At 69.1% G+C, this 11,665-nt stretch carries 12 protein-coding genes, 1 tRNA gene, 1 pseudogene and 1 riboswitch; of the genes and pseudogenes, 8 read left to right on the forward strand and 6 right to left on the reverse strand.

All coding sequences use genetic code 11. The features are described 5' to 3' along the window. Together AUV07_RS18060 and AUV07_RS16005 are read right to left on the reverse strand one after the other, a co-directional pair. A pseudogene (locus AUV07_RS18060) lies at positions 1 to 406 on the reverse strand (ubiquinol-cytochrome c reductase cytochrome b subunit); the annotation flags it as partial. A 74-nt stretch (positions 407 to 480) separates the two neighbouring features. After that, positions 481 to 738, reverse strand: a complete 258-nt coding sequence (locus AUV07_RS16005) for a hypothetical protein (protein WP_062637674.1) — start codon at positions 736 to 738, stop codon at positions 481 to 483. A gap of 129 nt (positions 739 to 867) precedes the next feature. Further along, a riboswitch (guanidine-III (ykkC-III) riboswitch) is annotated at positions 868 to 933 on the reverse strand. Positions 934 to 1,097: 164 nt separating this feature from the next. On the opposite strand from AUV07_RS16005, the gene AUV07_RS16010 reads away from it, so the two are divergent. The 3 genes from AUV07_RS16010 to AUV07_RS16020 are packed head-to-tail and all read left to right on the forward strand — an operon-like array spanning position 1,098 to position 2,984. Further along, positions 1,098 to 1,412 carry a DMT family transporter gene (locus AUV07_RS16010; RefSeq protein ID WP_062637676.1) on the forward strand — a complete coding sequence of 105 codons (315 nt, stop codon included), beginning with the start codon at positions 1,098 to 1,100 and terminating at the stop codon, positions 1,410 to 1,412. 1 nt (position 1,413) lies between these two features. Further along, positions 1,414 to 1,791 carry a DMT family transporter gene (locus AUV07_RS16015; RefSeq protein WP_062637679.1) on the forward strand — a complete coding sequence of 126 codons (378 nt, stop codon included), beginning with the start codon at positions 1,414 to 1,416 and terminating at the stop codon, positions 1,789 to 1,791. 41 nt (positions 1,792 to 1,832) lie between these two features. Continuing rightward, entirely contained in the window at positions 1,833 to 2,984 is a 1,152-nt protein-coding gene (locus tag AUV07_RS16020) for a calcium:proton antiporter (RefSeq protein ID WP_062637681.1), read from the forward strand. 6 nt (positions 2,985 to 2,990) lie between these two features. Here the strand turns inward: AUV07_RS16020 and uriT are convergent, their stop codons facing one another. Further along, positions 2,991 to 4,400: a uridine transporter UriT gene (gene uriT, locus AUV07_RS16025; RefSeq protein ID WP_062637683.1), complete on the reverse strand. Its 1,410-nt coding sequence runs from the start codon at positions 4,398 to 4,400 to the stop codon at positions 2,991 to 2,993. Between the two features lie 131 nt (positions 4,401 to 4,531). On the opposite strand from uriT, the gene AUV07_RS16030 reads away from it, so the two are divergent. After that, positions 4,532 to 5,533, forward strand: coding sequence for a LacI family DNA-binding transcriptional regulator (locus AUV07_RS16030; RefSeq protein WP_180964535.1), 1,002 nt, complete (start codon positions 4,532 to 4,534; stop codon positions 5,531 to 5,533). Positions 5,534 to 5,536: 3 nt separating this feature from the next. Here the strand turns inward: AUV07_RS16030 and AUV07_RS17870 are convergent, their stop codons facing one another. From AUV07_RS17870 to AUV07_RS16045, 3 genes are all read right to left on the reverse strand, one after another. Continuing rightward, on the reverse strand, positions 5,537 to 6,217 hold the full coding sequence (locus tag AUV07_RS17870; protein ID WP_331709284.1) for a nucleoside hydrolase: 681 nt from the start codon (positions 6,215 to 6,217) through the stop codon (positions 5,537 to 5,539). Positions 6,218 to 6,885: 668 nt separating this feature from the next. Continuing rightward, positions 6,886 to 7,206, reverse strand: coding sequence for a hypothetical protein (locus AUV07_RS16040; protein WP_062637689.1), 321 nt, complete (start codon positions 7,204 to 7,206; stop codon positions 6,886 to 6,888). 294 nt (positions 7,207 to 7,500) lie between these two features. Beyond that, a tRNA-Leu gene (locus AUV07_RS16045) sits at positions 7,501 to 7,583 on the reverse strand. A 144-nt stretch (positions 7,584 to 7,727) separates the two neighbouring features. On the opposite strand from AUV07_RS16045, the gene AUV07_RS16050 reads away from it, so the two are divergent. Genes AUV07_RS16050 through AUV07_RS16065 form a run of 4 tightly spaced genes read left to right on the forward strand, consistent with a single transcriptional unit; the run spans position 7,728 to position 11,665 of the window. Next, positions 7,728 to 8,453, forward strand: coding sequence for an FhaA domain-containing protein (locus AUV07_RS16050; protein WP_062637690.1), 726 nt, complete (start codon positions 7,728 to 7,730; stop codon positions 8,451 to 8,453). Then, positions 8,450 to 8,971 carry an FHA domain-containing protein FhaB/FipA gene (locus AUV07_RS16055; RefSeq protein WP_025102896.1) on the forward strand — a complete coding sequence of 174 codons (522 nt, stop codon included), beginning with the start codon at positions 8,450 to 8,452 and terminating at the stop codon, positions 8,969 to 8,971. The genes AUV07_RS16050 and AUV07_RS16055 overlap by 4 nt, the downstream gene beginning before the upstream one ends. A 7-nt stretch (positions 8,972 to 8,978) precedes the next feature. After that, on the forward strand, positions 8,979 to 10,283 hold the full coding sequence (locus AUV07_RS16060; protein WP_025102895.1) for a PP2C family protein-serine/threonine phosphatase: 1,305 nt from the start codon (positions 8,979 to 8,981) through the stop codon (positions 10,281 to 10,283). Further along, entirely contained in the window at positions 10,280 to 11,665 is a 1,386-nt protein-coding gene (locus AUV07_RS16065; RefSeq protein WP_062637692.1) for an FtsW/RodA/SpoVE family cell cycle protein, read from the forward strand. Before AUV07_RS16060 ends, AUV07_RS16065 begins: the two co-directional genes overlap by 4 nt.

Here is an 11,665-nt window from a genome sequence, read left to right on the forward strand (position 1 = left end):
GTCCGATGCCCGCGACGAAGACCAGGGCCGCCCAGTGGTGCATCTGTCGGACGAGCAGTCCGCCACGGATGTCGAAGGAGATCCGGAGGGCGGAGTCGAACGCCGCCGTCATCTCCATGCCGCGCATCGGGGCGTACGCACCGGTGTAGTGGGTCGGCACCATCGACGCCTGGAAGAAGAAGGTCAGGAACGTACCGGTGATGAAGACGACCACGAACGCCCAGAGTGCGATCTCCCCGAGCATGAACGACCAGTGGTCGGGGAACACCTTCCGCCCGAGCTCCTTCACGAGCCCCGAGATGCTGGTGCGCTCGTCGATGTAGTTCGACGCGGCACCGACGAAGCGCGTACCCCGCTTCGGCGGGGCGTCGGGCTCGGTCTGGTCGCGAGTGTCGGTCGTGGCCATGATGCGTGTCCTCTTCGGGATCGGTCAGGGGGTGGTCGGGGTCTGGGTGGTGTCGGAGAACGGGCCGACGCGCGTCAGCGCTCGCTGCGCACGGCCGCCGCGCGGGCGCGCAGAGCCGTCATCCGCCGCTCCACCCGGCGCAGCTCGAGCCAGGCATCGACATCGCGGATCTCGAGCGCTGCCAGGTCGCCCTCCGTCAGGGCGTGCAGCCGCTCGTGGGTCAGCTCGTCGTAGCGCACGGCGTGGTCGTACCCGCGTGCGAAGGCACGCGACAGCCCGAGGATGACGGTGAGGATGGCCAGCCCGATGATCGTTCCGAAGAGCGCGTCCACGGAACCTCCCTTCCGAGGATGCGGCGATGCGGTCGGCGGAAGGGCGGGGCACCGAGAAGGCCGGCATGCACGGAGAGGCGGAGGCTGCGGGGGCGGTTCCACCGGCGAGATGCGACACGAGACGACCTTCTTGGTCAGTCTTGTCGCTCTGCGGGTACTGCGCCCTCGTCCGCAGGTTCGGGTTGCGAACCTGCGGCCACCGTAGCAGAGAGCGCGCCGCGGTCGCCAACCACGACCTTCGCCCGTCTGCACAGGTGGTGTTGTGTTTCGCGGGCTACCCTGGGAGGGCTCCGGCACCCGGAGCAGCGGACGAGGGAGCAGTACCCGCACACGACGACTGACTCGCAGAAGGAGTCGTCATGTCCTGGGTGATCCTCGTCGCATCCGGCGTTCTCGAGGCGGTGTGGGCGACCGCGCTGTCCGCGTCGGAGGGGCTGAAGAAGCCGCGCCCCACGGTGCTCTTCCTCGTCGCCCTCGCCCTGAGCATGGTGGGCCTCGCGTGGGCCATGAACGACCTGCCAACGGGAACCGCCTATGCGGTCTGGGTGGGGATCGGCGCCTCGCTCACCGTCCTCTGGGCCATGGTCACCGGCAAGGAGCGGGCCTCGCTGCCGCGCATCCTGCTCCTTCTGCTGCTGGTCGCCAGCGTGGTCGGGCTGAAGGTGGTGAGCTGAGATGGCCTGGGTGATCCTCCTGATCAGCGCCGTCCTGGAAGCCGTGTGGGCGACGGCCCTGGGGTCCTCGGCCGGGTTCTCGAAACCGCTGCCGACAGTGGTCTTCCTCGGCGCGCTGACCCTGAGCATGATCGGCCTCGGCGCCGCAATGAAGTCGATCCCGATCGGCACCGCCTACGCGGTGTGGGTCGGTCTCGGGGCGGTGCTGACGGTGTCCTGGGCGATGCTCACCGGTGGGGAGAGCTTCTCGGTCGGTAAGGCCGTGTTCATCGCCGGGATCGTGACTGCCGTCATCGGACTCAAGCTCGTGAAGACGCCGGCGCGTACGATCGAAGTCTGCGCACCCGCGCAGCGCTGCGAGCAGGACGACCTGACGTAAAGGATCATCCGGGGACGGCCCCGGTCGTCGAGGAGCGTTCCATGTCCGGATCGTCGATGACGTCGTTCATCACCCGCACCGATGTGCTGCGCGTGGCGCTGGGGTGGGGGGCGTTCGCCGCCCTGCTCGCCCTGCATCCGCTGCTGGCGCCGCCGGTGCCCGGACCGCTCCTGGTCGTCACCCTCCTTGCGATCGTGACCGTCATCCTCGTCTGTGCCTTCGGCGTCGTGAAGCAGGCGGAGGCCCTCGCCCACCGGCTGGGCGACCCCTACGGCTCCCTGGTGCTGACGCTGTCGATCGTGCTGATCGAAGTGATCCTCATCTCGGCCGTCATGCTCGGTCCGGGCGAGCACGCCACGATCGCGCGCGACTCGGTCATGGCCGTGTCGATGATCATCCTCAACCTCGTGATCGGTCTGGCCCTCCTCCTCGGCGGCCTCCGCCATCGGGGGATGGCGCACAACCGCACCGGTACGTCCGCGTACCTGTCGATGCTCGTGGTGCTCGTCGCTCTCGCATTCGGGCTCCCCGGCCTCATCGGCGACGGCGGTGCCTACACGATCGGGCAGGAGATCCCGATCATCCTGCTCACCCTCGCCCTCTACGCGTTCTTCCTGTTCCGGCAGATGGGTCCGCAGGCCGATGACTTCACCGAGGTGGACGAGCGGCTGCGACCGGCCGTCCGTGCGGCGGAGAGGGACGCACCCCGGACCCCCATCCGCCAGGTGCTGGCGGCCCACCGGGTCGAGGTGCTGACCCGCCTCGTGCTCCTCGTCGTCACGGTCGTCCCGATCGTGCTGCTCTCGCACGACATGGCGGCCCTGCTCGACGACGGTCTCGGCCGGCTCGGCGCTCCGGTCGCCCTGGCGGGACTGCTGATCGCGGGCATCGTGTTCCTCCCCGAGTCGATCACCTCGATCCGTGCGGCTCTGAGCGGCGAGGCGCAGCGCGTGAACAACCTCTGCCATGGCGCGCTCGTCTCGACGGTCGGCCTCACCATCCCCGCCGTCCTCCTGATCGGCATGCTCACCGGGCAGGAAGTGGTGCTCGCCGAGTCGCCGGCGAACCTCCTCATGCTCGCCGTGACGCTGCTGCTCTCGGTGACGACGTTCGCAGCGAAGCGGGTCACCGCGATGCACGGCGCGGCGCACCTGGCGACCTTCGCCGTCTACGTCCTCATCCTCTTCAGCTGAGCCGCCTCAGCGGGTCAGCTCGGCGTGGACGGGCTTCGGGATGAAGAGGGAGAACGTCAGCGCGCCGGCGAGCACGACGGCACCGGTGAGGAGCGCGGCGACGTAGCCACCCGCCGCGTCCCCGCTGCCGCCGAACGACGTCTGGGCCGCGTAGATCACGACGAAGCTCAGCCCTGCCCCGAGGTTGATCGCACCGGTGTTCAGCCCGGGGAGGGATCCCGGCTTCTCCGTGGGCGACAGCACGACCCCCAGGCCGTTCAACATGATGTTGCCGATGCCGGCGTAGGTGATGCCGGCGGCGACCGAGAGGAGCAGCAGGGTGATCCGCGACGAGGTCCCGACGTTCGCGACCATCAGCACGAGCACCACGATCGTGCCGACCAGTCCGATCCGCAGCATCGCCCGGTAGCCCACCGTCGCGGCGAGCCGTCCGGTGAGGGGTCCCATCAGCAGGCCCGCCAGCGCGTACGGCATCAGGATCCAGAACGACACCTCCTCCGCGCTCATCGCGAGTCCCATCGCGGTGTCCTGCGCCAGTGCAGGGACCACGCCGTTCATCACCGCGAAGATCCCGGAGAGGGTCAGCAACGAGGTCGCGGAAAGCGCCCAGGTGGCACGCTGCTTCAACTGGGCGGGCGAGACGAGCGGGTCCCGCAGCGCACCCTCGAGCTTCCAGAACGCGAGGAAGGACACCACGGAGACGACGGCCAGCACGACCACCAGGAGCACGTCCGCCTCAGCGAGCTTCCCGAGCTCGTTGAGGGCGACGAGCATCGATCCGACGGAGACGACCAGGAGCAACGACCCCCACCAGTCCATGCGCGGACGGTCCTCCGCCATCGTCTCCGGCGCGAGCAGACGCACGACGAGCGCCGCGACCACGGCGACACCGGCCATGGTCCAGAAGATCGAGGCGAATCCGTGGTTCGTCGCGAGGTAGCCGCCGAGCAGCGCGTCGCCGCCGGCGATCCCGCCGTTGACGGCTGTCACGACGCCGAGCAGGGTGCCGTACATCTTCGGGTCGGCGACGGCCGCGCGCAGCATGATCAGGCACAGCGGCACGACGGGACCGGAGACGCCCTGGATGAGGCGACCGATGAAGAGCATCGGCACGTTCGTCGCGAGCGCCGCGACCACGCAGCCGACCGCCATCACCACGAGCATGCCGACGAGCACCCGGCGCCGTCCGATGAGGTCCCCCAGCCGCGGGAGGAAGAGGGTGAACAGGGCGGCGGCGGTGAAGAACACCGTCTGGGTGGCGGCGATCTCGGAGGCCGTCGCGTCGAGCTCGCGCTCCATCGTGACCAGCGCCGGGCTGAGCATGCTCGCGTTGAGCTGGAACGCGAGGCAGGCCGCGAGGAGGGCGACCATCAGGGGCGCGACGGCCGTTCGGGGCCGGAGGGCGGTGGTGTGCATGTCGTACTCACTTCTTCGTGTCGGTGCGGGGGCGCCGGAATGCGTAATCCTTTACGCGCGGCTTATCTTGGGAGTCGAGGCGCCGATGTCGGTGCCCGTCGGGAGTCGAGGTGCGGATGAGGAAGCCGTCGGTGACGCTGCACGATGTAGCAGCCGCGGCCGGGGTGTCGATCGCCACGGTGTCCCGCGCGCTGAACGGCAAGGAGCGCGTGTCCGGGGCCACCGCTGAGCATGTGGCGCGGGTCGCCGAGCAGCTCGGCTACCGGGTCAACCTCATCGGCCGCGGTCTGCGCGAAGGCACGGGCGCGACCATCGGCGTCGTCGTCCCGGTGATCAGCAACCCGTTCTACGGCGAACTCGTCCACCGGCTCGAGGACCACCTGCAGCGCCGCGGGTTCGATCTCGTCATCGCGGACTCGCACGGCGATGTCGACCGCGAGCGCGCGCGCCTGCGCATGCTCGTCGAGCGCCGTGTCGAGGGGGTCTTCGTCGTTCCGTCCGACGCGGAGCTGTCCTTCGACGCCGTCGCCGACACCGCCCAGCGGCTCCCGCTGGTCCAGGTCGACCGGCGGGTGCTGGACCTCGATGCCGACTTCATCGGGGTGGACAACGATCATGGCATCAGGCTCGCCGTCGACCATCTGGCCTCCCGCGGCGCCTCTCGCATCGTCCTCGTGTCGGGCAACGACGTGACGTCGGTCGGCCGCGAGCGCCGCGCCGCATTCGAGGCGATCGTGCGCGCGCGGTCGCTGCCGGTCGAGGAGAACGTGTTCGGCGAGTACCTTCTCTCGTTCGGAGAGTCCGCCGTCGCGCAGCTGCGGGCCCGCGGTCCGCTTCCGGATGCGATCGTCGCGGGGGACGACCTGGTCGCCGCGGGCGCGATCGCCGCGCTGAAGCGCGCAGGCCTGCGCGTCCCGGGCGACGTCCTCATCACGGGGTTCGACGGCACCATGCTGGCGGACGTGTGCGAGCCGCGGCTCACGACCGTGGTCCAGCCGTTCGACGAGCTCGCCGCGGAAGCGGTGGAAGCGCTCGTACGGCGGATGGACGATCCGGAGACGCCATACGCCCTGCGGCGCGTGACGCCGACCCTGCGCGTGGCGGAGTCCACGTCTGCCGCACCGGAGGCGTGATCGTCAGGCCAGCGCTGCGACGGCATCCGTCACCAGGTTCCAGAAGGCCGGGACGTCCAGAGTCAGCGCGACGTCGGCGTTGGGCTCCTTGCCCAGCATGTCGTGGAGGTCGACGCAGGTCGCACCGGCCGTGAACTCGCCCGCCGTCTCGATGTCGACGTGGCAGCGCTGCACGGTGGCGACGGCGCGATCGATCGCGATGGCGACGGTGATCGGGTCGTGCAGCGGCCCCTCCGGCATCCCCTCGGCCCGGTCGTACGACGCGGAGAAGAAGCGCAGCAGCTCGACACCGAACGCCGCCGTGCGGTTGCCGACCGCCGCGATCCGCTGCACGACCTCCTCGGTGATGAGGGCCTGATGGGAGATGTTGAGTCCGACCATGGTGAGCGGCAGACCGGACGCGAACACGACCGCGGCCGCCTCGGGGTCGGCCCAGGCGTTGAACTCGGGGTAGGCGCCGACATTGCCGCGCCCGGTCGATCCGCCCATCCAGATGATCTCCTTGATGGAGCGGGCGGCCTCCGGGTGGCGAGCGAGCCGCCGGAGAGGAAACCGGCCTCCAGCGCCTCCCGCCACCGGCGGTTCACATCTTCCAGCTCGCGGGTGAGGCGCTCCCTCTCCTCGGCCGAAAGCGGCTCCGGCGGGACGGCCTGCTCCGCCTCGTCCTCCGGCATGACGTACCACCGAAAATCCTCGCGACCGCGGGCATTGTTGAGTCGCCAGAGCAGCAGAAGGGAGAGAAGGAACCCTGCGGCCCCCGTCGCGATCATCACCCAGGCGAACCCGGGCGTCTCGTCCAGAACGCCGAAGCCGTACCAGAGGAGCAACAAGGCGGTCAGAGCCAGGGCGCCGGGGAAGACGATACGGACGAGGACGAGTCCGACGGTGTGCATCCAGGGGCTCATGCGGGAGACCGTTCGATAAACGTTCGCGGGGAAACAGAAAGAGCCGGTCAGACTCTGACCGACTCTTTCATGAATGTCTCGCTCTGGCCATGTTCGTTTCTTCACGGCCCCGAACCCGCCACATGATCTGCGGGAAGTACGAGTTGCGTATGTCTCTATCGGGAAGGGGCGACCGCAGCACTGCGACGGTCGGATCTCACGTCAAGGAATAGTGCGGGTTCGGCGAACTAATGCAATTCACCCGCCGAGGCGACACAGATAGGATCGGGGTTCGCGGACGCGATCCGCGCGGCTGCGGAACTGCAGACAGGAACCGCGACAGCTATGCAACAGACCCAAGTCGGTCGCCCGCGCCAGCGCAGCAGATTACTCGGGCATAGAGGCCGCGATGCACTGTGGGGTCCACTCCCGCCAACTCGGCAACGCCCGCGCACGCCCACGAGTTAGCTAGAAGATCCCGTTGAATGCAGCGAGGGCGACAGCTACGACGATGACGACTCCCACGAGTATCACCCATCCGACCCAGGCCCTCTTCGGCGGGCGCCCGGTGGCCGGCGGCTCGCCAAGGCTGGTCCGGAGCTGGTCAGCCTCTTCTTCAAGCTCCTCGGATGGCGGTTCGATGGTGGGGGTCCATGAGTTCGGCAGACGCCCGAGCCGCCGCCGTGAGATGTCCTCGAGTTCGGCAGTCACCTCGTTCAGTCGGGCGCGGGGATCCTGCGCCTCATCCCCCGTGGGGTGCTGCTGCTGATTCTCCGGGCTGTCGGTCATTCGCTCACTCATCTCCGGGGTTCGGACCTGCGCCGCGGTCGCATCGCACAGCTACGAGACTGTAGCGGAGGACCTGCACAGCACCGCATTGAGCAGGGGCCGGGTGCCGTCTAGGTGCTCACCGATGTGGATGTTGCGAGGCCGACGACGGATCCGAGGTACGGAGGTTGTTCGCCACGACTGCGGCATGTGTCGAGGTGAGTCCGTGAAACGAGAAGAGCCGGTCGGTTTTTACACCTGACCGGCTCTCCATTTACGAACAGACTGCCCTGAATCAACGAACAGGGCCCGCTGTGCGCGAGGGGGGACTTGAACCCCCACGTCCATACGGACACTGGCACCTGAAGCCAGCGCGTCTACCATTCCGCCACTCGCGCGAGCGTCTCGCTCCGAAGAACTCAACTTTCCGAGGATATCACGCGTTTTCGCCCGCGTTGCACACCCCGGCAGGGGCGTCGGCGGCGTTCCCCCAGGTCACCTGGCTACGATGTCCCTACCGGTCGGCATGCCAGAGGAGCCCAGTGGGACTACTTGACAGCTTTGAGAAGGGTCTCGAGCGCGCAGTGAACAGCGCGTTCGCGAAGACCTTCCGCAGCGGCATCCAGCCCGTGGAGATCGCTTCGGCGCTGCGACGCGAGGCGGATACCACTGCGGCCGTGGTGAGCCGTGACCGCATCATCGCGCCCAACAACTACGTCGTGCGCCTGAGCCCCGACGACGCGGAGCGCATGCGCGGGCTCGGCGGCGCGCTGACGGACGAGCTGCACGCACTCCTCACGAAGCACGCGAAGTCGCAGGGCTACAGCTTCGCCGGCCCCCTGTCCCTCGCGCTCGAGGCGGACGACAAGGTCGCCACCGGCACCGTGCGCGTCACCTCGGGCACCGTCGAAGGACGCGTGAGCTGGCAGGCCGTGGTCGACGTCGACGGACGCCGGCACACCCTCACCCGTGCCCGCACCGTGATCGGCCGTGGCTCCGACGCCGACATCACCATCGCCGACGCGGGATCCAGCCGTCGTCACGCCGAGATCCTCTGGGACGGCGAGCGCGCCATGCTCCGCGACATGGGATCCACCAACGGCACGAAGGTCGACGGGCAGAAGCTCCGCGAGGCCGCCCTCCCCTCCGACACCACGATCACGATCGGTCGCACCGACCTCGTGTTCCGCATCGTCCCCGTCGCCACCCCGTCGCGGTCGTCCCGCCCCGACGACGACGCGACCCGCGTGTTCGGAGCCCTCGGATGAGTGAACTGGTCCTGCTCCTGCTCCGCATCGGCTTCCTCGTGCTGATGTGGTTCTTCGTGTTCGGGGTCGTGTACTCCCTGCGCGCCGACCTGTTCGGGGTGCGGGCTCGGAAGCTCCCCGCGGAGGCGACAGCGGGAGCACCCGCCGCCGCTCCGGCCGCGGCACCGGCCGCCCCGCCCCGTCCCTCGTCGGCGCGACCGTCGACCGGTCCCGCCACCGTGGCCACGGCGAAGCGCCTCGTGATCACGTCCGGACCGAAGGCGGGTCTTGAACTGCCCCTGGGCTCCGACGCGATGACGATCGGCCGCTCCAGCGAATCCGCCCTGGTGATCCGCGACGACTACACGTCCAGCCATCACGCCCGGCTCCTGCTCCGCGGCGACACGTGGGCGATCCAGGACCTCGACTCGACGAACGGCACGTTCGTGGCCGGCCAGCGGGTGACGGGCGGCCCGGTCTCCCTCAGCCTCGGCACCCCGGTCAAGGTCGGCGCGACGACGTTCGAGCTGAGGGCCTGACGCCGGCATGGTCTTCGAAGGCTCGAGCGCCGCGATCTCCCACACCGGGAAGGTCCGCTCCAACAACCAGGACTCCGGGTACTCCGGGGCGAACCTGTTCGTCGTCGCCGACGGCATGGGCGGACACGCGGGCGGCGACGTCGCCTCCAGCATCGCGATCCAGCGCATGGAGCCGCTGGATCAGCCGTACTCCTCCACGGAAGACGCGCAGGCCGCCCTCCAGGCCGCCGCCACGACGGCCGCGGGCGACCTCATCCGCGCCGCGAAGGATCGTCCCGAGCTCGCCGGGCTCGGCACCACGCTCAGCGCGATCATCATGGTCGACGAGTACGCCGTCATCGGCCACATCGGCGACTCGCGCATCTACCTCTACCGCGACGACGCGCTCACGCAGATCACCGCGGACCACACCTTCGTGCAGCGACTGGTCGACTCTGGTCGCATCACCCCGGAAGAGGCCAGGTACCACCCGCGGCGCTCCGTCCTCATGCGCGTGCTCAGCGACATGGACGCCGACCCCGAGCTCGACATGTTCGTCATGCACGCGCAGCCCGGCGACCGCTGGCTGCTGTGCTCCGACGGCCTCTCGGGCGTGGTGGACGAGGCCCGCATCCTCAAGGCCATGCAGCTCGGGCTCGCCCCGGGGCGCACGGCCGACAACCTCCTCAAGCAGGCCCTCGACGGCGGCGCCCCGGACAACGTCACGATCGTGATCGTCGACGTCGGCGGACAGCACCCCGTCCACTCCGGCACGGCCACGATCGTCGGCGCGGCGTCGAACCCGTCCGGGGTCTACGTGCCGCCGGTCCGCGCGCCGCGGAGCAACTGGCTGCACCCGGTGCGGCAGGCCGCGAACGAGCCGAGCCACTTCGAGCCGGCGCCCGAGTACCTCGAGGAGCTGATCGAGGAGGATCGCCGTCGCGCCAAGCGCCGCCGACTGGGCTGGATCGCCGGCGCGGTCGTCGTCCTCGCGATGCTCGGCTTCGCCGCGTTCGCGGCATACAGCTGGACGCAGACGCGCTACTTCATCGGCGCCGATGAGGACAGCGTGGTGATCTTCCAGGGCGTGCAGCAGAACATCGGTCCGATCACCCTGTCGACCCCGGTCGATGACACCGAGATCCTCCTCGCCGATCTGCCGCCGTATCAGCGGGCCTCGGTCGAGCGCACCATCAGCGCCCGCTCGCTCTCGGACGCGATGGCCATCGTCGACCGGCTCCGCTCCGGCGCCGAGGCCAACATCATCGAGCAGACGCCGCTGCCCACCCCGCTCCCCTCGCCGAGCGAGACGCCGTCGGGAGGTGCCGGATGAGCACCGACGTCCAAGCCGACACCACCGTCATCAAGGCCCTGCGCCGACTGCGCATGCCCCAGACGCAGCGCAACCGCGAGTTCTGGCTGCTCCTCTTCGCCTGCGCGATCAGCGGCGCCGCCCTCACGCTCGTCCAGCTCGGCGCTCTCGGCACGATCGACCCGATGATCCTGGCGATCGGCGGCGGACTCGCCGCCCTCGCCTTCGCGCTGCACGTCGTGCTCCGCTTCGTCGCCGCCGACGCCGACCCCTTCGTGGTCCCGATCGCGACGCTGCTCACCGGCCTCGGCGTCGCGATGATCTACCGGATCGACATCGCGTTCGGGAACACCGGGTGGAACGCCTACTCCACGAAGCAGCTCGCCTGGACGGCCATCTCCCTCGCCGGCGCGATCGCGGTGGTCATCATGCTGCGCAACTACCGGATCCTCTTCCGGTACACCTACATCTTCGGCCTCGCCGGCATCCTCCTGCTGCTCCTGCCGTTCGTGCCCGGTCTGCGGATCCCCGACGCGAACGCCCAGGTCTGGGTGTCGCTGGGCGGCATGTTCGCCTTCCAGCCCGGCGAGCTCGCCAAGATCTGCCTGGCGATCTTCTTCGCCGGCTACCTCGTGCGCACGCGGGAGAGCCTGACCTCGGTCGGCAAGCGGGTGCTCGGCATCACCTGGCCACGCATGCGCGAACTCGGTCCGGTCCTCGTCGTCTGGCTCGTCTCGCTCGGCATCATCGTCTTCCAGCGCGACCTCGGCACCGGAACGCTCATCTTCGGCATGTTCGTGGCGATGCTCTATGTCGCGACGGGCAAGACGAGCTGGGTGCTGATCGGTCTCGGCCTCGTGGTGGCCGGTGTCGCCGCCGCCTCGCAGATCCTCAGCTACGTGCAGGGTCGTTTCATCAACTGGCTGTTCCTGTTCGACTCCTCCAAGGTCGACCCCGACGTCGCCGGCTACCAGCCCATGCAGGGACTGTTCGGTCTCGCCCGTGGCGGCCTCATCGGCACCGGCTGGGGCCAGGGCCGCCCGGAGATCACCCCGCTGGCGCACAGCGACTACATCATCACGAGCCTCGGCGAGGAGCTCGGCCTCATCGGCCTCTTCGCGATCCTCTGCCTCTACATGGTGTTCGTGAGCCGCGGCGTCCGCATCGGGCTCGCCGGTCAGGACGACTTCGGCAAGCTGCTCGCCACGGGACTGTCGTTCACGATCGCCCTCCAGGTCTTCATCATGGTTGGCGGCGTGACGCGGGTCATCCCGCTGACGGGTCTGACCACGCCGTTCCTCGCCGCCGGCGGCTCCTCCCTCGTCGCGAACTGGCTCATCGTGGCGCTTCTGCTCCGCATCTCCGACGGCGTCCGCCGTCAGCCCCGGGTGGTGATCGGCTGA

It is taken from the genome of Microbacterium sp. CH1, assembly GCF_001595495.1.
Taxonomy (GTDB): domain Bacteria; phylum Actinomycetota; class Actinomycetes; order Actinomycetales; family Microbacteriaceae; genus Microbacterium.

What these genes read in the sequence shown, in the direction of transcription:
- AUV07_RS16010 (WP_062637676.1), top strand. Translation starts at nt 1,098, where the DNA reads ATGTCCTGGGTGATCCTCGTCGCATCCGGCGTTCTCGAGGCGGTGTGG.
- AUV07_RS16040 (WP_062637689.1), bottom strand. Translation starts at nt 7,206, where the DNA reads ATGACCGACAGCCCGGAGAATCAGCAGCAGCACCCCACGGGGGATGAG.
- AUV07_RS16060 (WP_025102895.1), top strand. Translation starts at nt 8,979, where the DNA reads ATGGTCTTCGAAGGCTCGAGCGCCGCGATCTCCCACACCGGGAAGGTC.
- AUV07_RS16065 (WP_062637692.1), top strand. Translation starts at nt 10,280, where the DNA reads ATGAGCACCGACGTCCAAGCCGACACCACCGTCATCAAGGCCCTGCGC.
- AUV07_RS16015 (WP_062637679.1), top strand. Translation starts at nt 1,414, where the DNA reads ATGGCCTGGGTGATCCTCCTGATCAGCGCCGTCCTGGAAGCCGTGTGG.
- uriT (WP_062637683.1), bottom strand. Translation starts at nt 4,400, where the DNA reads ATGCACACCACCGCCCTCCGGCCCCGAACGGCCGTCGCGCCCCTGATG.
- AUV07_RS16055 (WP_025102896.1), top strand. Translation starts at nt 8,450, where the DNA reads ATGAGTGAACTGGTCCTGCTCCTGCTCCGCATCGGCTTCCTCGTGCTG.
- AUV07_RS16020 (WP_062637681.1), top strand. Translation starts at nt 1,833, where the DNA reads ATGTCCGGATCGTCGATGACGTCGTTCATCACCCGCACCGATGTGCTG.